Source organism: Glycomyces buryatensis, assembly GCF_004912275.1.
Lineage (GTDB): Bacteria > Actinomycetota > Actinomycetes > Mycobacteriales > Micromonosporaceae > Glycomyces > Glycomyces buryatensis.
In genome coordinates, this window is the sequence record NZ_STGY01000021.1 from 166,184 (window position 1) to 188,464 (window position 22,281).

A 22,281-nucleotide genomic window follows, 5' to 3' on the forward strand; every position below is an offset into this window, starting at 1 on the left:
AGGTGGCTATGGCCAGGACCCGTATGGGCAGCCGCAGCAGCAGGACCCGTACGGCCAGCAGCAACCCGATCCTTATGGGCAGCAGCAGGGCTACGGCCAGCAGCAGCCGGATCCGTATGGGCAGCAGCCGCAGCAGGGTGGTTACTGCCAGGACCCGTATGGGCAGCCGCAGCAGCAGGACCCGTACGGCCAGCCGTCCCAACCGCAGGACCCTTACGGCCAGCAGCCGCAGCAGGGCGGTTACGGCCAGGACCCGTATGGGCAGCCGCAGCAACAGGACCCGTACGCCCAGCAGGCCTATGGCGCTCCCGCGCCGACCTCGGCGCCTCCCGGACCGCCTCCGGGCGTCCCGGCCGCACCGTTCGGCGCTCCGACCTCCGCGCCGCCTTCGGCGTCCCCGACCGGTGGCTTCAGCGTCCCCGACTCGCAGCCGGCCGACGTGGCCTCGAACTACGCGCCTCCCGGGCAGTCGCAGACGTCCCGCTGGAGCATCGCGGTCACGGCCGACCAGGGCTACTTCAACAAGGTGGCCGCCTCGGACGGGGCCTCGCAGCTCCAGTACCCGTCGTTCGCCAAGCCGCGTCGTTTCCCGCTCGACCGGGGCGACCTGACGATCGGCCGCTACAGCGCGAAGCGCGGGATCACTCCCGACGTCGACCTGTCTGGCGATGTCGCGGACCCGGGGGTGAGCGCGCAGCACGCGAAGCTGTTCGCCAAGCCCGACGGCTCGTGGTCGATCATGGACGTCGGTTCCTCGAACGGGACGTTCCTCAACGGCTCCGATGAGCCGCTGGCGCCCAACGTGGAGATCCAGATCGGCGACGGCACGTACCTGAACATCGGTGCGTGGACGCGGCTGACGATCCACTACGAGGGTTAGTCGAGACGTAGGGGCAGGGCCGGAGGCGTTCGCCTCCGGCCCTGCTTTTTGCTTGCTACCCCTTGATGAACGCGTGGGCGCGGTGGCTGACCTCGGGATTGATCAGGATCTTGCGGTGGCCCAGGCCGCTGGTGGCCATGATCTCGGCGTTCGGCCAGGACTCGGCGAGGGCCTGCCCGTAGCGGATCGGGTTGGGCCGGTCGCCCTTGTCATGGACGATGAACGTGGGGGCGTCCACGACCGGGTCCAGGAGCGTCAGCTGCGAGAGCTTGACCTCGGCGCGGTCCTCGGCCAGGGGCACCACGCGTTCGAGGATGCGGGGGCCGACGGGCACGATCGAGTTCAGCGTCCCGGAGAATCCCTCGACGCCGCCGACGAACGGAGCGAACATGGCCATGCGGGGCCAGGTCGGGTAGTCGGTGTCCCGCAGCGCCATGACGGCGGTGAGACAGCCGAGCGAGTGGGCGGCCACGGCGTGGGGCTCGCCGAACTTGGCCAGGACGGTCTTGAACGCGTCGGCCATGTGGACGCCGTTGGAGTGGCGCTCGCCCCAGGGGCTCGGCCCGGAGTTGCCGTGGCTGGGCGCGTCGAAGCCGATCACGCGGAAGCCGTGGGAGACCAGATTGGCCGCGATGAACTTGAAGTCGCCCGAGGAGCCTCCCCAGCCGTGGACGAGGTAGACCAGCGGCCCGTCGCCCCAGTCGTAGCCCCACACGGTGGAGCCGCCGCTTTCGAGCTCGAAGACGGCGGAACCGGCGGGGGCCGGTGCGCGCAGGCGCTTCTCGGGGCTCGAGGGCAGGCGGAACCACAGGCGGCTCAGGACCTTCGCGGCGGCTCCGGGTGCGAAGCGCTCGGCGGCGGCGAAGCCGGTGCGGATGTGCCACGGCGCCCGCACGGTCGTGCTTTTCTTCGGGGAGCCGGAGTTCTGAGACTGGGACATGGTGTTGGCCCTTCCTGGTCAGGGGCGGTGGCTGTCGATCAGCCGATTGAACGCCGACCAAGCGCGGTCGTCGGCGTCAGGGTAGGAAAGAATGCGGCTCATCCAGTTGTAGGACAACAGGACGCCGAACACTTCCTGGGCGACTTGGAAGACGTCGGTGTCTTCGGCGAGTTCCCGCTCGTCGACCGCGGTGGCGGCGATGCGGGCGAGCGAATCCAAGAGGGTGCGCTGCTCGGTGACCATGTAGTCGTGCAGCGGTCCCGGCAGGTCGTCGAACTCCGTGGCGGCGGCCAGGAACAGGCAGCCGCCGGGATGGGAGTACCAGACCATCCAGTACTCGACAATGCCCTGGAGGCGGGTGATGCCGCGGGGCTTGGCGAGCGCCGGCCGGAACACCTCGTCGATGAAGTGCTCGCTATTGCGTTCCATGCAGGCCAGCTGTAGGGATTCCTTGGATTTGAAGTGCGAGTAGACCCCGGACTTCGACATGTCGACGGCAGCGGCGAGCGACCCGATGGTCAGCCCGGAGAGCCCGGAGTACCGGGCCATCCGGATCGCGATATCGAGGATCGCTTGTCGAGTCAGTTCACCCTTGCGCACGAACTGAAAATAGCACGACCGTGCGTTAATGTCGACGGCCAGCCCCGACCGGAGCGGGTCACGTCATCTCTTTCTTCTCATGGAGACCCTGGTGTTCACGCCGGGGGAGGAAATTGAGATCGATTGCTTGCTCGACAATCCCGGGGGGCAACAGAATACGTCTGAAACCCGCCATGCTCCCTAATGGATAGAGCACCTGAGATGTGTTCTTGCTGGTAGCAGGCGCTACCTGGATCGGGGCTCAGTCGCGGATGAGGTCGCCGGTGTCGGAGTCGAGCAGCTCCAGGCGCATGGTGACGGTCCGGCGGACGCCTTGCTGCATCATCGCCAGGGCGCGGTGGCGGCCGCCGACGTAGTACCGCTCGCCGTTGTTCCAGTCGGCCGTGCTGCCGATGCAGATGGGCTCGCCGCCGACGAGGAGGCTGCGAACGGCCTTGTCGGTCCAGCCGAGCAGGCCGCGGCCGCGCACGGCGTCGCGCATCGCGTCGATCAGGTCCTCACCGGAGTGACCGGCGGTGGTAACCTCCTCGACCAGGCCGATGGCGATCTGGGAGGCGTCCTCCCACGAGCCGTCGTGGTACCAGCAGCAGAGCTTGGGGCCGGTCGGCCGCCGCTGCCGCCAGGCGCGGCGGAGGCCGGAGATGCCGCGCACCATGCAGTCGGGCCGCTCCAGCTCGTCCGGTGTGGGCAGGCGCCGGACCGGGGTGATGTCGTAGAACCACTGCTCGATGTAGTCAGTCATCGTCGCGGTCTTCGATGGCCTTGCGCCGGTCGCGAGTGAGCACGGCCGCGAGGGAGAGGTCGCCGGCCGCGGCGCGGAGCTCGTCGGTCAAGGGGATGCCGTGGTTGGCGAAGATCCCGAGCACTTCGGCGGGGATCGGGTCGGCCTGGCGCTCGGCGCGGGAGAGCGGCGCTTTCACGAAGGTGCGCACGACGTCTGGCGGGAGGCGGACCTCGCTGCCGACTTCGCGGTAGGCGTCCGGGGACTCTTCCATCACGCGGCCCCGACTTCGCTCGGCGCGGTCTCGATCGCTTGCCTTCCGGCGGAACGGAGTTCCTTGAGGTCGGGGATGTGGTTGTACAGGGTGCCGACGCCGACGCCGAGCAGTTCGGCGATGGACTCGACGGACCGCTCGGGGTTGGGCAGGAGGTCGCGGGCGGCGGCGAGGAGCTTGGCGTCGACCACGGTGGGGCGCCCGCCCTTGCGGCCAGCGGCGCGCGCGGTGGCGAGGCCTTCGCGGGTGCCTTCGACGATGAGCTCGCGGACGAACTGGGCCAGGGCGGCGAAGATGTGGAAGACGAGGCGCCCGCCGGGGGTGGTGGTGTCGATGCCCTCCTTGATGGAGGTGAAGCCGACCTGCTGCTGCTTGAGGTCCTCGACCAGGGTGACGAGGTCCTGGAGGGACCGGCCGAACCGGTCGAGGCGGGTGACGACCACGGTGTCGCCGGGCTCGGCGAAGTCGAAGGTGTCGCGCAGGCCGGGCCGGTCGGCGTTCTTGCCCGACAGCTTGTCGCTGAAGATCCGGCGGCACCCGTGCCGGCGCAGCTCCGCGATCTGGGAGTCGAGCCGCTGATCCTTCGTACTGACACGGCAGTACCCGATGAGGATGCCGGAGACCGGAACCGGAAGCAGCAGCTCCCCGGGCTCTGAGGGTGTCTCGATGAGGTCGGTCACACCCATCAGGCTACGGGAGGCTTCAGAAAGGGTGAAATCGGGTTTCTGACGCTCTGCCGGACGCCGAGGTTGTTGAGGGGGTTGTTGAGGCCGAATCGAGCCGGATTCGGGCCCGCGGCCTCGCCGGGGCCGATCCCTCAGCAATCGATCGTTTCCTGACGAGCTGATGCCGCTGAAGCAACAGGACTTCGCCATATAATCAGATTTCACGTTCTATGCAAAACTCGCTAAGCCTGCTAGGCTCGCTTCCATGGTTAAAGATCCACTGATTCGCGATCTTGTCGCGATCCTGATGCCGCTGCCGGGCAAGCTGGCTGTATTTGCCGATCCCACGTACTTTGAGGAGCACCAGAACACGCTCGACGCGACCTACGACGCCCGCGAGGAACTGGCCGGGCAGATGGAGGAGGCCCTCGAGGCTTCCGACACCGACCCGCTGCTGGAGGCCATCACTGAGGCCAGCCACATCATCAATGCCCAAGAGGAGCAGCGTCGGCTGCTGTTCGCCTACGCCCGCGAGCATGTCCGCGGCCGCCCGTACTCGTTTGACGTGCTCGGCCGTGCCGCGGGCAAGCCCGCGTCGACCGTGCGCAGCTCCATCAAGCAGGCCGATATCGACGCCGTCGCCGAGCTCATCGGCCCGGCCCCGCGGGAGAAGACCCAGGAAAGCCCAGAGGAAGCCGCCATGGCGAACCTGCGCAGCCTGCTCGACGGTGTCGACCTCGAGACCCGGAAGAACCTGCTCGCCAACGACGGCGCGCAGTTGCGGCCGCTCCTGGCCGGACTGCACGAAGAGGCCGTCGAGCGGGTCATCGCCCAGCTCCGACAGGGCTACACCGAGATGCGCCCGCGCCTCGGATCGGCCCTGGCGCGCAAGCTGGAAGCGAAGGAGCAGGCGTGAACAGGACCTGTTCAAGCTCGCCGAGCCCGACGTCGAGGACTTCGTCTACGGCGAGTGGACCCGCCACCTCTACGACCGGGTGGCCGCGGCTTGGGGCCTGCCGACCGCAGACGGGACCCGGACCGAAGTCGCTCTTCCTGCCTTCGAATGGGCGGCGCTGTTCAACGTCCTCACGCAGGCCGAGCGCGCCGGCGTCCTTGACGCCGACCGCCTCCGCGACCTGATCCGGGGCTACTTCGGGGGCTGATCGCTCCTCATCGGCAGCGGCCGGGGAGCCGATCGGGTCCCGGCCGCTCTGCTTGCAGTGCAACGCAATACGTAGACTGCTCGCATTTACGCTGGTCGGCTGGTGGGAGTTCGATATGACAGCGATCAATCGGACTGCGTACCCGCGGCTGGCCGATTCGATGTCGGGTAGAGAGCTAGTGGAGGCCTTCACGCCCACGGCGGAGGAGCTGTCGTGGGCGGCCGACCGCACGCACGACGACCGCAATCGCCTCGGCCTGCTGGTCCTGCTCAAGGCCTACCAGCGGCTCGGCTACTTCCCCGACATCGACGAGGTCCCCGCGGTCGCGTTCGACCAGGTGCGGGCCTCGGCCGGACTCGGCGCGGACATCGAACCGGCCTACTCGCAGCGCACGATCGAGCACCACCGCAAGTACATCCGCAGCCGCCAGGGCCTGGAGCACCGGCGCAGCGAGATCCGCAAGATCGCCGCCGAGGCGATCGAGACCGCCGCCCGCACCAAGGACAACCCGGCCGACCTGATCAACGTCGCCCTGGAGGAACTGGTCCGGTCCCGCTGCGAGCTGCCCGGGTACTCCACGCTGGACGAGATGACCGCGAGGATCCGCACCCGCGTCAACACCGCCGTCTTCGCCGCCGTGGCCGGGCGGATCGACCCGATCGCCCAGGGCCGCTTGACGCGCCTGCTGACCGTGGACCCGGCCACCAGGCGCAGCGAGCTCGACACCCTCAAGGACCCACCGCCGGCGCCGAGCCTGCGCAAGTTCAAGGCCCGCATCGAGCACCTGCGCCGCCTCGACACCATCGGCGACACCGGCGCGTGGATGGCGGACGTCCCGGCCCAGAAGGTCGGGCACTTCGCCGGCGAGGCCCGCGCCCTGGTCGTCTCCGACCTGCGCAAGGTCGGCACCGAGAAGCAGCTCACCCTCATCGCGAGCCTGCTCCACGAGCACCGGGCCGCGGTACGCGACCAGGTCACCGAGATGTTCTGCAAGCGGATCGCCGCCCTGCACAAGAGCGGCCGCGACCAGCTCGAGAAACTGCGCGAGGCCCACCGCGCCGAATCCGAACGCCTCCTCGGGGTCTTCCGCGGCGTCCTCGACGCCGCCCAAGAGGCCGCTGAGGAGACCGCCGACCCGGCCGACCTAGAGCTGCTGTGCCAGGCCACCGGGGCCGCCGTCCTGGACGTGCTCGCCGCCGGCGGCGGCATCGACGGCCTCACCGCCTCCCATGAGCAGGTCGCCGCCCACCACGGCAACAACTACCTGCCGCTGCTGGAGGGCTTCTTCAAGTCCCACCGGCCGGTCCTGTTCACGCTGCTGGACGCCCTCGAACTCGAGGCCACCACCGCCGAGACGGCCGTGCTCGACGCGGTCGCCTTCCTCAAAGCGAACCGGCACCGCATCGGCGCCCACGTCCCCGAGACCGCCGTCATCGACCACGAGGACGGCACCCAGACCATCCTGAAGTGCGACGTCGACGCCTTCGCCTCCGGCGACTGGAAGAAGATCCTGCGCGACAAGCACCAGCCCGGCAAGCTCGTACGCCGCCACCTGGAGATCTGCATCTTCTCCTACCTCGCCGCCGAACTCCGCTCCGGCGACATCGCCGTGGTCGGCGCCGACTCCTACGCCAACCTCCACGACCAGCTCATGGACTGGGACGAGTGCCGGTCCCTCGCCGAGGAGTTCTGCGACCAGGCCGGACTCCCTGCCACCGGCGCCGAGCTCGTCGCCCACTTCCAGCACGAGCTCACCGCCGCGGCCGAGCGCGTCGACGCCGGCTACCCGGCCAACACCGACCTCTCGGTCGACGGCGGCCGGCCCGTCCTCAAGCGCCGCAAAGGCAAAGAGCGCCGCGCCTCGGCCATTGCCCTGGAAGCCGCGCTGCACGAGCGGATGCCCGAACGCGCCCTGCTCGACGTCGTGACCCGCAGCGCGCACGAGGTCGGCTGGCACCGCCACCTCGGACCCGCCTCCGGGTCGGACCCCAAGATCCCCGACACCCTCGGCCGGTACGCGGTCACGACCTTCGCCTACGGCACCCTGCTCGGACCCACCCAGGTCGCCCGCCACATGCGGGGCCAGGTCAGCGCGAGCGAGATCTACACGGCCGGGAACAAGCACGCGACCGCGACCAAGGTTGAACGCTGCTCGGCCGACGTGGTCAACCGGTACATGAAGCTCGACCTCAGCCGCGTCTACGGCGACGAGACCGTCGTCGGCGCCGACGGCTCCCAGATCGACACGTGGGAGGACAGCCTCCTGGCCGAGTCCCACATCCGCTACGGCGGCTACGGCGGGATCGCCTACCGGCACGTCTCCGACACCTACATCGCCGTGTTCTCCCATTTCATCCCCTGCGGGGTGTGGGAGGCGGTCTACATCATCGAAGGCCTGCTCAAGAACCAATCGGACCTCGAACCCACCACCATCCACGGCGACACCCAGGCCCAATCCCTGCCGGTCTTCGGGCTCGCCGCCCTCATGGGCTTCGACCTGCTCCCCAGGATCCGCAACTGGAAGGACGTGGTCCTCTACCGGCCCGACCGCGCCACCCGGTACGCCCACATCGACACGCTCTTCGGCGACGAGGCCATCGACTGGAGCCTGATCCAGACCCACTGGCCCGACCTGCTGCGCACCGCCATCTCCATCCGCGAAGGGCGCCTGTCGTCGGTGACGCTGCTGCGGCGCCTGGGCGTCAACTCCCGCAAGAACCGCCTCTACCGGGCCTTCCGCGAACTCGGCCGCGTCATCAGGACGATCACGATCCTGCGGTTCCTGTCCGAACCCGAACTGCGCGAGCAGATCGACGTCATGACCAACAAGGTCGAGTCCTTCCACAACTTCAGTGACTGGCTGTCCTTCGGCGCCGACCTCATCGGCCACAACGACCCCGTCCAGCAGGAGAAGATCGTCAAGTTCAACGAGCTGCTGGCGAACATCGTCACCTACTCCAACGCCTGCGACATCACGGTCGCTGCGAACCAGCTCGCTGCCGAGGGCTACCCGGTCGACCCCGAAGACCTCGCCACCGTCTCGCCCTACATCACCGAGAACGTCCGCCGATTCGGCGACTACGTCCTCGACCTCACGCCGCCCGAGTCCGAGCCGGACACCCGCCTCGACCTCGTTCCCGGCGCACTGTTCCCGCCAAGCGCATAGCACACCTCACCAGCGGAAATGACCATCGGACAGATGGTCCATTAGGGAGCATGGCGGGTTTCAGGCGTATTCTGTTGGCCCCCGAATCCCGTGTCAACTGGACTGTTCGACACGTTAGCTGCAGAAAGTGTCGTACCCGGTTTTTATAATTGTGGGCATGACAGTCGACTACATTCGGTACCAGTACCGGATCTATCCGACGCCCGGCCAGCGGCAGATGCTGGCCAGGACGTTCGGTTGCTGTCGCACCGTCTGGAACGACGCTCTGCGGATCTTCCAAGACGCCTACAAGGCTGGCGAGGAGCGGCCCGTGTTCGGCGCGGTGACCACGGCTGTGACGGTGTCCGCGAAGCGGACTGTGGAGCGGGCGTGGTTGGGTGAGGTCTCGTGCGTGCCGTTGCAACAATCTATGCGGCAGCTGTATTCGGCGTTCGGGAGCTTCTTCAACTCGATGTCGGGGAAGCGGAAGGGGCCGAAGGTCTGTCCGCCGCGGTTCAAGCGGCGGTCGGGACGCCAGTCAGCGGAGTTCACCCGGCGCGGCTTCGTGCTTCGTGGCAACGGGAGGCTTTACCTCGCAAAGATCGGTGAGGTCAAGGTCGCCTGGTCGCGGGAGCTCCCATCGGAGCCGTCGAGCGTGACGGTGATCAAAGAAGCGACGGGGAAGTATTTCGTATCCTTCGTCGTGGCTGTCGAGGGCGAACCGCTCCCCGATCTCGGCGAGGGCTCGGTGGTCGGGATCGATCTGGGGTTGTCAGTGTTCGCGGTCACTTCGGGTGGGAAGCGAATCGAGTCGCCGAAGTTCCTGCGCCGAGCCGAGCGGAAGATCAAGAAATATCAGCGGGCCGTGTCCCGCAAGGAGAAGGGCTCGAACAATCGCCGGAAGGCCCGGCTCAAGTTGGCGAAGGTCCATGCCAGGGTCGCGGCGCAGCGGCGCGATTTCATCGAACAGGAAACGACACGGCTGGTGCGTGAGAACCAAACCATCGCCGTGGAGACCCTGAACGTCAAAGGCATGGCCGCCAAAGGCATGCACCTCGGCAAGAGCGTGCACGACCAAGCGTTGGGCATGTTCCTGCGCGTCCTGGCCGCGAAAGCCGCCAGGGCCGGGCGGACCGTGATCGCCGTCGACCGGTTCTATGCCTCCACGCAGATCTGCTCGGAGTGCGAGGCGAAGACCGGGCCGAAGGGCAAGGAAGAACTCCACATCCGGGAATGGGAATGCACCGCATGCGGTGCGGTCCATGACCGGGATGTGAACGCTGCGATCAATATCCTGCGGGAGGGCTTGCGCCTGATCGCTGAAGTCGAACAGCTCGCCGCTGGACACCAAAAGGCCCGGAACACGCTTCCGGGAGCGGAGAGCCTAAACGCCTGCGGAGGGGACACCCAAGACCAGCGCACCACTGGCAGTCCCCGAGACCCCACCAGCGGTGGGACGGAACCAGGAACCCGCGCAGAACCGGACGATCGCAAGACCAACCGGTAGATGTGGAATCCCCTTCGTGAGCGAAGAGGAGGATGTCAATCGAGGCAGTCGGAGCCGTCGCCGCTGGAATAGGAGTACGTGACGGTGATCTTCTTGTCGTAGGGCTGCTCGGAGCCGGAAGCCGGGTCCTGATCGATGACTTCGCAGTCCTCGTAGGTGAAGTCGAAGACCCCGCGCTCCTCCCCCACGTACGAAATGTTGTGGAATCCCGCGTCGGCGAACTCGTCCCCCGCGTCGGAGGCCTGCATCCCGTCGACGTTCGGGGTCCTCCCGGTCTCGGCGGCCTCGGTGGTCGGCTCGGTCGTGTCCTCGGGGTCGGACTCCGGGCTGGCGGGCGCGTCGGCCTCGTCCTCTTCCTCCGGGCTCGGCGAGGGCGATTCCTCGGCGCTGGAACTGGATTCGGACGGCGACGGCGAGGTGGAGGGCGCGGTCTCGGTCGAATCGGAGGCACCCGCTCCTCCGTCCCCGGTGGCCTCGGAGGCCGCGGGGTCGGAGACTGGCACCTGGTCGTCGCCGAGGCCGGTGCCGAAGGCGGCCACGGCGGCGACGATCGCCACCAGCGCGACACTGATCGCTCCGGTCCGGGCGAGGATGCGCCGCTGACGCCGCGGGACGGGCCCGCCCGGTTCCGGCAGCGTGTCGAAGGCCTTCGTCGGGGTTTCCTCGACGGCGTGGACGGGTCCGGTCGCCATGAGCGGTTCGAGGCCCAGGCTGCGGCGCAGCTCGGCGGCCACGAGCGGGGTCCGGGCGGCCCCTCCGGCGAGCAGCAGTCCCGCCGGTTCGACGTCGTTCAGCACGCCCTCGACGAGGTACACGGTCTGCTCGACCAGCTCCCGGATGCAGGTCTCGACCTGCTCGCGGGTCAGGTGGAGCGCCAGGCCGATCTCGGGGACGGCCACGACGGCCTCGTCCTGCTTGGAGAGCAGCTCGCGGGCGCGTCGGATCTTCTCGCTCAGGCCCGCCCGCAGCCGCCCGTCGGCGGCGTCGGACGGGTTGTCGAGGCGGTCCCAGAAGGTCGGGTCGGCGTCGCGGTGGCGGCCGGACAGGAAGGCGAGCAGCAGTGCGTCGAACTCCCGGCCGCCGATCGCGGCGCTCCGCTGCGAAGCGATGAAGTGCCGGTGGCCGGCCGAACGGATCACGGCCGCGTCGAACAGGTCCGACCCGAGCCGGTAGACCACCAGGGCCTGTCCGGGTTCGAGCTCACTGCCGCCGGCCTCGGTGTATCGGGCCGCGGCGACCTCGGGGTCGATGTCGGCCGCGGGGGTCAGCGAGACGGCTTGCATAGAGCCGAGTCTATGGGGTCGAACAAATGCGATTCGACCCGTATTGGCCTTGCAGGTCAATGGGGGAATTGACGTGAAATGGTGCGACCCTGCGTGATCGATCGCATTCATATTGCTGATAATTAATCCACTGTGTTATATCGCTCGGCAGCTGAACGGCCACGCTCCGAGTCCGCCGAACGGCGGCGGGGCCGGGAGCGAAATGCTCCCGGCCCCGCTGTTCGCTTGTGGCGCTTGGCTTAACTGCAACCGCTCGTGGCCCCGCAGCCCTCGCAGGCGTAGCAGGATCCGGCCGGACGCATCTTGGTGCCGCAGTTCATGCACAGCGGCGCGTCGTCGCTCCGGGTCTGGGCCGAAGTGAGGATGTCGCTCCGCGACGGCTTGGACTCGATCTGGAGGGCCTTCTGCACGGCCTCCTCGATCGGGGCGGAGCCGCGCAGTTCGGCGAGGTCGACTTCCTCTTCCCGGCCGACCTTCGCTGGGTCTTCACCATTGACCTCGGCGGTCCGCTCAGCCGTGGTCATGATGCCCAGGGCCGCGCGCTCCTCGTATGGCAGATAGTCCAGCGCCAGGCGGCGGAAGATGTAGTCGACCACCGAGGCGGCCATGCGGATGTCCGGGTCGTCCGTCATGCCGGCTGGCTCGAAGCGCATATTGGTGAACTTCTCGACGTACTTCTCAAGCGGCACACCGTACTGGAGCGCGATCGAGATGGCCACCGAGAACGCGTCCATGACGCCCGCGAGGGTCGAGCCCTGCTTGGACATCTTGAGGAAGACCTCGCCGAGCCCGTCGTCGGGGTAGGACGAGGAGGTCATGTACCCCTCGGCCCCGCCGACGGAGAACGAGATGGTCTGGCTCGGGCGCTTCTTGGGAAGCTTGCGGCGGATCGGGCCGTGCGCGGCCACGGACTCCACGACCTTCTCCACGGCCTCTTCGACAGCCTTGTCGACTTCCTTCTTCTTGGCCGACAGCGGCTGTCCGACCTTGCAGTTGTCGCGATAGACCGCGAGGGCCTTGAGACCGAGCTTCCAGCCCTGGAAGTAGACCTCTTCGATGTCCTCGACGGTGGCCGTCTCGGGCAGGTTGACGGTCTTGGAGACCGAGCCCGAGAGGAACGGCTGCACGGCGGCCATCATGTTGACGTGGCCCATCGGCGAGATCGAACGCTCGCCCATGGCGCAGTCGAACACCGAGTAGTGCTCCTCGGCCAGGTGCGGGGCGCCGATTACATGGCCGTGCTCGGCGATGTGGTCGACGATCGCCTGGCTCTGGTCCTCGTCGTAACCCAGGTTGGCCAGCGCGCGGGGCACGGTTTGGTTGACGATCTCCATGGAGCCGCCGCCGACCATCTTCTTGAACTTCACCAGCGCCAGGTCGGGCTCGATTCCCGTTGTGTCGCAGTCCATCATGAACGAGATGGTGCCGGTCGGGGCGAGTACCGAGGCCTGAGCGTTGCGCCAGCCGTTGACTGCCCCGATCTCGTTGCCGGTGGCCCATTCGGCCTTTGCGGCGTCGAGGATCGTGGCGTCGACGTCGCCGAAGGTGTGGACCTCGTCCGCGGCGGCGGCGTGCTTTGCCATGACTCGCTGGTGCGGCTCGGCATTGAGTTCGTAGCCCGCGTAGGGCCCGACGACCCCGGCGATCTCGGCCGACCGGCGGTAGGACACACCGGTCATGAGCGAAGTGATCCCTGCGGCCAATGCTCGGCCGTCGTCGGAGTCATAGGCATGGCCCGAGGCCATGAGCAGGGCGCCGAGGTTGGAGTACCCGATGCCGAGCTGGCGGAAGTTGCGGGTCGTCTCGCCGATCTTCTCGGTCGGGAAGTCCGCGAAGGAGATCGAGATCTCCATGGCGGTGATGACGAATTCGACGGTCTTGACGAAGCGGTCGACGTCGAAGGAGCCGTCCTCGCCGAGGAACTTCATGAGGTTCAGGCTGGCGAGGTTGCACGACGAGTCGTCGAGCGACATGTACTCCGAGCAGTTCGCGACGACCACGCCGCCGACGATGTACGAGTGGTTGCGCGGCTCGGTGAGGTTGTAGGTCGTCTCGAAGCCGACGCTCTCGCGGCTGGTGAGGCGAACCGTGCGGTCGGTGCTGTAGCGGCTCTTGAAGTCGAGCATCGAGGCGAGCTTGTCGCGCTTGGATTCCAGGCTGAAACCGATGAGCGCGGCGAACTCGACCATCGAAGGGCCGGTGATCCGCAGGTCGAAGAACGGGCCTTCCGACGCGTACTCGACCTCGGTGCCGTCCTTCTTCGTGTACTGGAACTTCGCGTCCCTGGACTCGGTGCGGTAGATCCGGGCGCTGATTCCCAGCGAGCCGAGGGTCTCCTGAACTCCGATCAGCAGTTCCTCGGACTTGCTGCCGAGCCCGACATAGCGGGTGCCGTTGGCTAGCTCGACCGCGCATCCGTCGGCGTCGAACAGGCCCTGGAGGAATCCCACAAGGGTCTCTTCGTCGGCCTCGTGCAGCGCTTCCGGAAAGACCTTCTCAGCGGCGCGGCCGCTGGAGAAGCCGAGGGCCTTGAAGAACTCTGCGAAGCCCGCCTTTCCGGTGCGGAGCTGCCGCGTGCCGTTCGCCTGCACGCTCGGCTTGCTCAGATTCCCGGTGAGCCGTTCCAGCAACCGCTGGTGGCGCGGCATGAGTTCCCGCTGCTCCTCCTCGGAGCCGTAGACGGTGACGGTCGACAGGTCGGTTACGCAGCCGTCGCCGACCAGCCAGCCCATGTAATGGGCGAGCTCGGGCTCGTCGTCCCACTTGGTCGGCATCCGCAACGCGGATCCGGTCTGCGCCGCAGCTGCGAGCGCAACCCGCGGGATCAGCGTGTTCGCGGCGGAGCGCGGGGCGTACTGGTTGGAGCGGACGACCTTGTCCTCTGGTTCCAACTGGTCGGCGTGGACCCAGCCGCGGTTCTTCGTCCACAGCCGGTGGTTCGGCGTGCAGCGCAGGCGGGAACCGTCGGAGAAGCGCAGTTCCACGATCTCGTTGGTACCGGTGACCATGTAGCGAACGGGATTGGTGGCCACGACGCGGTCGGCCGCGTCCTTCTCGGCGGTCACGTCGTTGGTGAAGACCGCGAAGGTCTCGCCTTCGGCGGAGCGGCGCACCAGGTCGCCGATCTTGATGAGGCCCTTGTCGGTCACGACTCGCTCGTCGGCCGGGAAACACGGGTTCGACGCGTAGATGCGGTCCGTGTTCGGATTGGTGTGCCAGTCATTGATGATGTCGTCGTACTGGATGCCCGGGTCGGCGCATTCCCACGCGGCCTGGGCCATCTTTTGGAAGACCTCGCGGGCGTCGCGGCGGCCGATTTCCTTGCCGTCCATGCGACCGGTCAGCGCGTAGTCGGTGCCGTTCTCGACGGCCTTCATGAACACGTCGGAGACACGGACCGAGTTGTTCGCGTTCTGGTATTGCACCGAGAACATGTCCTCGCCGCCGAGGTCGACGTCGAATCCGGCGTCGCGGAGGGCGCGGATCTTGTCTTCTTCGCGGGACTTGGTGTCGATGAACGCTTCGATGTCGGGGTGGTCGACATCGAGGACGACCATCTTGGCGGCCCGGCGGGTGGCGCCGCCGGACTTGATGGTGCCGGCCGAGGCGTCGGCGCCGCGCATGAAGCTGATGGGGCCCGAGGCGTTGCCGCCCGAGGAGAGCAACTCGGCGGAGGCGCGGATCCTGGAGAGGTTGATCCCGGCGCCGGAGCCGCCCTTGAAGATCATCCCCTCTTCCTTGTACCAGTCGAGGATCGACTCCATTGTGTCATCAACACTTAGGATGAAACACGCCGAGACTTGTTGGGGCGCAGCGGTTCCTACGTTAAACCATACAGGAGAATTGAAGCTGAAGTACTGGTGGAGCAGGAGCCAGGTGAGCTCGTCGGCGAAGATCTGGGCGTCTTCGGCGGTCGCGAAGTAGCCGTTCTTCTCCCCCGCCTTGTGGTATTCGGTCACGACCCGGTCGATGACCTGCTTGAGGCCGGTCTCGCGCTGCGGGGTGCCGACGGCGCCGCGGAAGTACTTCGAGGTGACGATCTGGGTGGCGTTGATGCTCCAGAAGCTCGGGAACTCCACGCCGCGCTGCTCGAAGTTGATCGAGCCGTCGCGCCAGTTGGTCATGACGACGTCGCGGGATTCCCACTCGACCTCGTCGTACGGGTGTACGCCCGGCTTCGTGAACACGCGTTCGACGCGCAGGCCCTCGCCGGAACCGGCGCCGTTCGGCTTGGCGGCGGTCTTCTTCGCGGTGGTCTTGGTGCCGCCGGCAGTTGCTGCGGCCTTGGTGGTCTTCGGCATGTCTCCTCGCCCCTGTCTGCTCATGCCTCGGTGGTGTCTTCGGTATTCATTCAGTGGGTGTTCGCCGCGCCGCCCGGAGGGACGGCCGGGTCTTACTCATGCTTCTGCGTTCTCGCGCGCCTCGTCGTCCTCGCGGACGAGGTGCTGCTCGCGCAGCTGCGCGATGGCGGACTCGAAGTCCTCCAGGGATTCGAAACTGCGGTAGACGCTGGCGTATCGCAGGTAGGCGACCTCGTCGAGCTGCCGCAGCGGTTCGAGGATGGCCAGGCCGACCTCGTTACTCGGCACCTCGGCGACGCCCCTCGAGCGGATCTCGTCCTCGACGGACTGGGCCAGCTTCGCCACGTCGTCGGCGTCGACCGGCCGGCCCTGGCAGGCCTTGAGGACGCCGGTGGCGATCTTGTTGCGGCTGAAGGGTTCGGTGGCACCGCTGCGCTTGACGATGGCGAGCACGGATTCCTCCACCGTGGTGAAGCGCTTCTCGCATTGCTGGCACACGCGCCGCCGCCGTATGATCTTTCCGTCCTCGGCCTCGCGGCTATCGACCACACGACTGTCCGGATGGCGACAGTAAGGGCATCGCATCTCGCTAGTCTCCTTCTGGACGGTCTGCTTCTCGCCCTGCTCGGCGAGGCCGGCGGGCCGACGCTTGGAACTGTCGGCCTCAGGTGGGGATTTTTCCGTAGCTTTCCGGTGCCGCGAGCTGCGACCCCTACACCTAGTGAGAGACGATACATCACACCACTAGATCTTGTGTCAATCCTAGCTCGATTTGACAAATTCGTAATCCCGGACCGCATCCGATTCACCATCAGGTCCGCCGTCGGGCTCATTTGGGCCTGGCCCCGCGACACGCCGAAGTCGCACGAATGTTTGACTTGCCCTTTCACCTGAGTTACATTGTCGGAATCAGACATACCGACCCATTTGTCTTACAGGAGCTTCCTGTGGCTAGCGAGACCACTACAGCCCGACCGAAAACGCGGAAGCTGACGCGTCGGCAACAGCAAGTCCTCGAGTACATCGAGGAGTTCATCAACAATCGGGGGTACCCCCCATCAGTCCGTGAAATCGGCGCGGAGGTCGGCCTCGCGTCGGCCTCGTCGGTCGCCTATCAGATGAAGCAACTCGAACGCAAGGGCTACCTCAACCGGCTCGCCGGCAGGCCGCGCGCGGTCGGTGTCAAGCAGTCCACGCCGGGAGGCGTCCAGACCTGCTCGCAGCACCCGCGCCCGCGTTACGTCCCGATGGTCGGCGAGATCGCCGCGGGGACGCCGATCCTCGCCGAGGAACGCGATTACGACGTCATGCCGCTGCCGGCCGAGTTCGTCGGGGAGGGCGTTCACTTCCTGCTGCGAGTCAAAGGCGACTCGATGGTGGAGGCCGCCATCACCGACGGCGACTGGGTCGTGGTGCGGCAGCAGCCGGACGCGCTCAACGGGGAGATCGTCGCCGCCATGATCGACGGTGAAGCCACCGTCAAGACTTGGAAGCGCAAGAGCGGCAAGCCATGGCTGCTGCCGGCGAATGCGCTGTACGACCCGATCGACGCCTCGGAGGCGGAGATCCTCGGCCGCGTGGTGGCCGTCCTCCGCAAGATCTGAACCAAGTTCCGAGCCCGACGATATGGGCTGTCCCCGGCCACGTTCAGCCCCGCAACTCCCGGTAACCCGAGCGCACGGCCGCACCAGTTAGTGTGTGCGGACCGCTAACGCCCTCGGCCATAAGCAGTGCCGCTTCCAGGGGCACTTCCAGGCGGACCCCAGTAGTCGTCATCCGACTCCGGGGTCCGTTCGCTTGCCCCCGAACCGTATTGCCTGCCGCCACCGGGTGCGGGCGGATTCGCATCGCCGCGCGCGGGCGGGTAGGCGCCGCCGGGCGCGGCCGGCTGAGCGCCGCTCCCGTAGACCGAGCCGGTCGGCTCCGGACGGGCGCCGCCCGCGCCGTAGACCGAACCGGTCGACTCGCGCGGCGTGCCGTAAGCGCTGGGAGCGGGAGGCGGCGGGGGCGCGGGAGCCGGAGGCTCGACCGCGAACGAGGCGCCCTTGGCGCCGTCGTCGTAGACACTGCCGTGGCCGCCGCCCTCGAAGGCCCCGTACTGGGGTTCGGAGCGGGCGGGCGGTTGGGCGCCGCCGAAGACCGTTCCGGAGGACTCCTGACGGGGGGCGGCGCCGTAGACGTTCCCGGAAGGTTCGGCCGACGGAGCCGGACGTGCGGCGCCGTAGACATTGCCCGAGGGTTCGGCCGGCGGGGCCGGGGGCGGGGGCGGTGCTGCGGGAGGGACCGGACGCGCGGCACCGTAGACATTGCCGCTCGGCTCCGCCGGAGCCGCTGCGCCGTAGACCTGGCCGCCGCCGCTGCCCCGGGCGACCTGCCCGAGGTCGGGATCCGGTTGACCCGCGTCCAGGCCGAGGTCGACCGGGTCGTCCTTGTCGTCGCCGAAGCCCGACTCCTCGCGGGCGAAGCCCAGCGGAGCGTCCTCGTCGTCATTCCCATTGCGGCGCTTGGCCTTGCGGATCGCCACGATGCCGCCGATCATGACGAGCATGCCCACGACCGCGATCCCGGCCAGGAGCTTGATGACGGTGTCGATGTTCGCGATCGCCCAGTCGGCGAAGCTTTGGTCGTCTTCCGCCGCGGCCTCGTCGCCAGCCGCCTCGTCCTCACCCTCGCCGCCGCCGTCATCGGCGGCCGGAGCCGCCGGGGTGTACTGCGTGAGCGTGCCGTAGGGGTCCTGGTTGTCCTGCGTGGCGAGGGTGACGAAGTTGCCGTCGGCGTCGTAGGCGATGCCCTGCGGGCCGCCCTCGTCCTCGATCGGGGTGACCGCCGGAGCGCCGCCGGTCAGGGCGCCGACCACGTCGCCCTCCTCCACGGACCACTCGTAGGCGCTGTCGGCGGTGCGCAGCACGACCTTCGAGCCGTCGGCATTGAGCGCCGCCCCGGTGACGGCGCCGCCCTCCGGGAGCTCGACCGAGCCCGCGTTCTCCAGCGGCGTGTCGTATTCGGCCAGGTCGGCGGAGGGAGTGAACAGGTTCGCCTCGCCCTCCCCGGCCCCGAAGAAGATCGGATTGCCGTCGGACTGCACCACGAACGCGTTGGTCTCCTCCGCGCTGTTGGGGAAGACGAACCGGTACATGCTGGCGGTGGACGAGTCCCCGGGCGTGGCATAGGTGACCGAGATGCTGTCCCGGTCGGTCGCGCCGCCGGTGTCGGCCGCCCACAGCAGATCGTCGGGGCCGACCGCCAGCGCCTGCGGGTCGATCGGCTGGTGCTCGATGAACATGCTCTCGTTCTGGTCGACGTTGCAGTCCTCGCCGACCTTGAGAATGGCCATCCCGGTGGTCTGGTTGTTCCTGTCGGGCAGGATCCACCAGCCGTTGCCGTCGGGCGCGGCGGTGAGGCCGGAGCCGCTGCCCAGGCGCGGGTCGTTCAGCGCGCACAGCTCCGTAGCGCCCCCGGACTCATCGTCCTGGGCGTGCGCGGGCACCGCCACTATCGTCAATGCCAGTCCTGCCAAACCAGCGGCGAGACGTGTTGGCCAGGCAACACGTCCACCAAGACGCTCTCGCATCACGCAAGTGTTCCAGAACACGCCTGCGCATTGCCGAGGCCCCGGCGAGACATGTTGAAGACCACTCGTTTTCAGGCGTTTTCGTGGACGAACGGCCGCAATTCTCCAGCCAGACCGGCGTCGACGCGGACCGTCATCACCGTTCCGTCACCTCGGTGATCGGTCGTGAGCACCTCGCCGCGGACCCGGATTCGCGAGACCAGGTCGCCGCGGACGTAGGGGATGCAGACGGTGAGGCTCACGTCGGGCTGCGGCAGGGCCTGCTCGATCGCGGCGCGGAGCTTGTCGATGCCCTCTCCGGTCCGGGCGGACACGAAGACCGCATCGGGCCAGTCCGAGCGCAGTTGGAGCAGCTGGTCGGGTTCGACCGCGTCGAGTTTGTTGACGACCAGCAGTTCGGGGACCTCTTCGGCGCCGACCTCAGCGAGGACCTCGCGGACGGCGTCGGCCTGTCCGACGGGGTCGGGGTTCGCGCCGTCGATGACGTGGACGACCAGGTCCGACTCGGCGACCTCTTCGAGGGTCGAGCGGAAGGCCTCGATGAGCTGGTGCGGCAGGTGCCGCACGAATCCGACGGTGTCGGAGATGGTGAACTCGCGGCCCTCGGCGGTGCGCGAGCGCCTCGTGGAGGTGTCGAGGGTGGCGAACAGGGCGTCCTGGACCAGGATGCCCGCGCCCGTCAGCTGGTTGAGCAGGCTCGACTTGCCGGCGTTGGTGTATCCGGCGATCGCGACGGCCGGGACCCGGTTGCGGGTACGGGAGTCGCGCTTGGTCTCGCGGGTGACGGTGAGCTTGGCCAGTTCGCGGCGCAGCTTGGCGACCTTGTTGCGGATGCGCCGCCGGTCGGTCTCGAGCTTGGTCTCGCCGGGGCCGCGCAGGCCCACGCCGCCGTTGGAGCCGGCCCGGCCGCCCGCCTGGCGGCTCATGGCGTCACCCCAGCCGCGCAGGCGCGGCAGCAGGTACTGGAGCTGCGCGAGCTCGACTTGGGCCTTGCCCTCGGCGCTCTTGGCGTGCTGGGCGAAGATGTCGAGGATCAGCGCGGTGCGGTCGACGACCTTGACGTTGATGATCTTCTCGAGGGCGATCAGCTGGCCGGGCGAGAGTTCGCCGTCGCAGATGACGGTGTCGGCGCCGAGCGCCTCGACCACGTCCTTGACCTCGCGGACCTTGCCCGAGCCGATGAAGGTGCCGGCGTCGGGCTTGGAGCGGCGCTGGATCAGGCCGTCGACCACGACGGACCCGGCGGTCTCGGCGAGGGCGGCGAGTTCGGCGAGGGAGTTCTCGGCGTCCTCGGCGGAGCCTTCGGTCCACACCCCGACCAGGACGACCTGTTCGAGACGGAGACGGCGGTACTCGGCGTCGGTGACGTCGGCGAGTTCGGTGGAGGCGACGCCGGTGACGCGCCGCAGCGCCTGGCGGGCCTCGAGGTCCAGTTCCCCGGTCGAAGGGGTTCCGGCGGAGGGAAGCTGTTCGTTGAAATCGCGTTGTTCGTTGTGCATTGACTCAAGCTTGACACGTCTCGGGGACAACTCGAAACGAATATTCGGTGACCGGCACGAATCACCGCGCGGGGCCGGGGACAAAGGGGACGAGTCACCCCCGGCCTGATTTGGTCTTATTGGTCGCGGCGGCGCAGGTCGGCCGGGTCGCGGGGTCCGGGGCAAGGCCGCAGGTCGGGGCGGTCACGAGCGGGCCGGGCGCGGTCGGGCGGGGCGCGCGCGGTGGCAGACTTGTCGGTACCTGTTTTCTCGTTCCACAGCGTGGTGAACATCAAGGAGTGGCATGTCTACAGCGCGGCTTCCCAGCGCGGGCTTTTCGATCACGGTCCGGCTGGCGCTCTCAGCGGACCCGGGAGCGGCCGGAAGGCTCGCCACCGTCGTGGGGCAGGCCGGAGCGATCGTCACCGCCCTCGACGTCGTCTCCTCCGACAATAAGCGCATGGTGGTCGACCTCACCTGCGACACCTCCGACTCGGCGCACGCCGAGCAGGTCACGCAGATCCTCGAGGCCATGCCGGACTTCGATGTCAAGAAGGTCTCCGACCGGACCTTCCTGATGCACCTCGGCGGCAAGATCGAGGTGCAGCCGAAGGTTCCGCTGAAGAACCGCGACGACCTGTCGATGGCCTACACCCCGGGCGTGGCGCGAGTCTGCATGGCGATCGCCGAGAACCCCGATGACGCCCGGCGCCTGACCATCAAGCGCAATACCGTCGCGGTCGTCTCCGACGGTTCGGCCGTGCTGGGCCTGGGCAATATCGGACCGGAGGCCGCGATGCCGGTCATGGAGGGCAAGGCGGCCCTGTTCAAGAAGTTCGCCGACGTCGACGCCTGGCCGGTGTGCCTGGACACCCAGGACACCGACGAGATCGTCAATATCGTGGCGGCCCTCGCGCCGACCTACGGCGGCATCAACCTGGAGGACATCGCCGCGCCCCGCTGCTTCGAAATCGAGGCGCGGCTGCGCGAACGGCTCGACATCCCCGTCTTCCACGACGACCAGCACGGCACCGCGATCGTGGTGCTGGCGGCGCTGACCAACGCGCTGCGGGTGGTCGGCAAGGACTTCGCCGACGTGCGGGCCACGGTCGTCGGCTGCGGCGCCGCCGGGACGGCGATCATGCGGCTGCTGGAGAAGGCCGGGATCGGCGACATCATCCCGGTGGACCGCGACGGCGCGCTCCACTCGAAGTTCGACTGCGATAACGAGACCTGGAAGTGGCTCGGCGAGCACTTCAACAAGGACGACTACGCCGGGGACCTGTCCGGCGCCGTCGCTGGCTCGGACGTGTTCATCGGCGTCAGCGCCCCGAACATCCTCAAGGGCTCCGACGTGGCCAAGATGGCGAAGGACCCGATCGTGTTCGCACTGGCCAACCCGGATCCGGAGATCAACCCGACCGAGGCGGCGCGGTACGCGGCGATCGTGGCGACCGGCCGCAGCGATCTGCCGAACCAGATCAATAACGTGCTGGCCTTCCCGGGCGTGTTCCGGGGGCTGCTAGATGCGCAGGCGCGCGGCTGGAACGACGACGCGGCGCTGGCCGCGGCGGGTGCGATCGCCGACTGCGTGGGCGAGGAGAAGGTCAACGCGACCTACATCGTCCCGAGCGTGTTCGACCCGCACGTCGCCCCGGCGGTGGCCGCGGCGGTCAAGGAGGTCATGCGGTAGTTCAGGCAACGACGAAGGCCCTGGGAGCGATTGGCTCCCAGGGCCTTCGCGCTGTTCGAT

Annotated in this window: 17 protein-coding genes; 7 read left to right on the forward strand and 10 right to left on the reverse strand. The window is 67.8% G+C overall.

Going from position 1 to position 22,281, the window contains the following annotated elements; genetic code table 11:
• Window positions 1-880: FHA domain-containing protein (locus FAB82_RS05735; protein ID WP_136533579.1), on the forward strand; the 880-nt coding region annotated here is incomplete at its 5' end.
• A 55-nt stretch (window positions 881-935) separates the two neighbouring features.
• Here the strand turns inward: FAB82_RS05735 and FAB82_RS05740 are convergent.
• From FAB82_RS05740 to FAB82_RS05760, 5 genes are all read right to left on the reverse strand, one after another.
• Window positions 936-1,820 (reverse strand): alpha/beta fold hydrolase, encoded by an 885-nt coding sequence (locus tag FAB82_RS05740; protein WP_136533580.1) that lies wholly within the window; start codon window positions 1,818-1,820, stop codon window positions 936-938.
• 18 nt (window positions 1,821-1,838) lie between these two features.
• The gene (locus tag FAB82_RS05745; RefSeq protein WP_136533581.1) at window positions 1,839-2,420 is read right to left on the reverse strand and encodes a TetR/AcrR family transcriptional regulator; all 582 of its coding nucleotides are present in this window, start codon (window positions 2,418-2,420) and stop codon (window positions 1,839-1,841) included.
• Between the two features lie 241 nt (window positions 2,421-2,661).
• On the reverse strand, window positions 2,662-3,162 hold the full coding sequence (locus tag FAB82_RS05750) for a hypothetical protein (protein ID WP_136533582.1): 501 nt from the start codon (window positions 3,160-3,162) through the stop codon (window positions 2,662-2,664).
• On the reverse strand, window positions 3,155-3,415 hold the full coding sequence (locus FAB82_RS05755) for a hypothetical protein (protein WP_136533583.1): 261 nt from the start codon (window positions 3,413-3,415) through the stop codon (window positions 3,155-3,157). The genes FAB82_RS05750 and FAB82_RS05755 overlap by 8 nt, the downstream gene beginning before the upstream one ends.
• Window positions 3,415-4,101: a recombinase family protein gene (locus tag FAB82_RS05760; RefSeq protein WP_136533584.1), complete on the reverse strand. Its 687-nt coding sequence runs from the start codon at window positions 4,099-4,101 to the stop codon at window positions 3,415-3,417. Before FAB82_RS05760 ends, FAB82_RS05755 begins: the two co-directional genes overlap by 1 nt.
• A 244-nt stretch (window positions 4,102-4,345) precedes the next feature.
• Here FAB82_RS05760 and FAB82_RS05765 point away from each other — a divergent pair, with 244 nt between their 5' ends.
• From FAB82_RS05765 to FAB82_RS05775, 4 genes are all read left to right on the forward strand, one after another.
• Window positions 4,346-4,996, forward strand: coding sequence for a hypothetical protein (locus tag FAB82_RS05765; protein ID WP_136533585.1), 651 nt, complete (start codon window positions 4,346-4,348; stop codon window positions 4,994-4,996).
• Between the two features lie 79 nt (window positions 4,997-5,075).
• Window positions 5,076-5,243 carry a hypothetical protein gene (locus FAB82_RS26895; RefSeq protein WP_168801434.1) on the forward strand — a complete coding sequence of 56 codons (168 nt, stop codon included), beginning with the start codon at window positions 5,076-5,078 and terminating at the stop codon, window positions 5,241-5,243.
• Between the two features lie 115 nt (window positions 5,244-5,358).
• Window positions 5,359-8,409, forward strand: coding sequence for a Tn3 family transposase (locus FAB82_RS05770; RefSeq protein ID WP_136533586.1), 3,051 nt, complete (start codon window positions 5,359-5,361; stop codon window positions 8,407-8,409).
• A 127-nt stretch (window positions 8,410-8,536) separates the two neighbouring features.
• Complete coding sequence (locus tag FAB82_RS05775) at window positions 8,537-9,895, forward strand: RNA-guided endonuclease InsQ/TnpB family protein (protein WP_211116396.1); 1,359 nt, start codon at window positions 8,537-8,539, stop codon at window positions 9,893-9,895.
• 35 nt (window positions 9,896-9,930) lie between these two features.
• Here the strand turns inward: FAB82_RS05775 and FAB82_RS05780 are convergent, their stop codons facing one another.
• The 3 genes from FAB82_RS05780 to nrdR form a co-directional block, all read right to left on the reverse strand.
• Window positions 9,931-11,178 carry an Hsp70 family protein gene (locus tag FAB82_RS05780; RefSeq protein ID WP_168801435.1) on the reverse strand — a complete coding sequence of 416 codons (1,248 nt, stop codon included), beginning with the start codon at window positions 11,176-11,178 and terminating at the stop codon, window positions 9,931-9,933.
• Window positions 11,179-11,417: 239 nt separating this feature from the next.
• Window positions 11,418-15,479, reverse strand: a complete 4,062-nt coding sequence (locus FAB82_RS05785) for a vitamin B12-dependent ribonucleotide reductase (protein ID WP_136533588.1) — start codon at window positions 15,477-15,479, stop codon at window positions 11,418-11,420.
• 96 nt (window positions 15,480-15,575) lie between these two features.
• Window positions 15,576-16,064, reverse strand: a complete 489-nt coding sequence (gene nrdR / locus FAB82_RS05790; RefSeq protein WP_136533589.1) for a transcriptional regulator NrdR — start codon at window positions 16,062-16,064, stop codon at window positions 15,576-15,578.
• A gap of 284 nt (window positions 16,065-16,348) precedes the next feature.
• Between nrdR and lexA the strand changes: the two genes are divergently transcribed.
• On the forward strand, window positions 16,349-17,083 hold the full coding sequence (lexA, locus tag FAB82_RS05795; protein WP_136533610.1) for a transcriptional repressor LexA: 735 nt from the start codon (window positions 16,349-16,351) through the stop codon (window positions 17,081-17,083).
• A 104-nt stretch (window positions 17,084-17,187) separates the two neighbouring features.
• On the opposite strand, the gene FAB82_RS05800 is transcribed toward lexA, so the two are convergent.
• A complete protein-coding gene (locus FAB82_RS05800; RefSeq protein ID WP_136533590.1) occupies window positions 17,188-18,981 on the reverse strand; it encodes a hypothetical protein in 1,794 nt (597 codons plus the stop codon).
• 140 nt (window positions 18,982-19,121) lie between these two features.
• Window positions 19,122-20,549 (reverse strand): GTPase HflX, encoded by a 1,428-nt coding sequence (gene hflX, locus FAB82_RS05805; RefSeq protein WP_136533591.1) that lies wholly within the window; start codon window positions 20,547-20,549, stop codon window positions 19,122-19,124.
• A 283-nt stretch (window positions 20,550-20,832) separates the two neighbouring features.
• On the opposite strand from hflX, the gene FAB82_RS05810 reads away from it, so the two are divergent.
• Window positions 20,833-22,221, forward strand: a complete 1,389-nt coding sequence (locus FAB82_RS05810) for an NAD-dependent malic enzyme (protein WP_136533592.1) — start codon at window positions 20,833-20,835, stop codon at window positions 22,219-22,221.
• The last annotated feature ends 60 nt before the right edge of the window (window positions 22,222-22,281 follow it).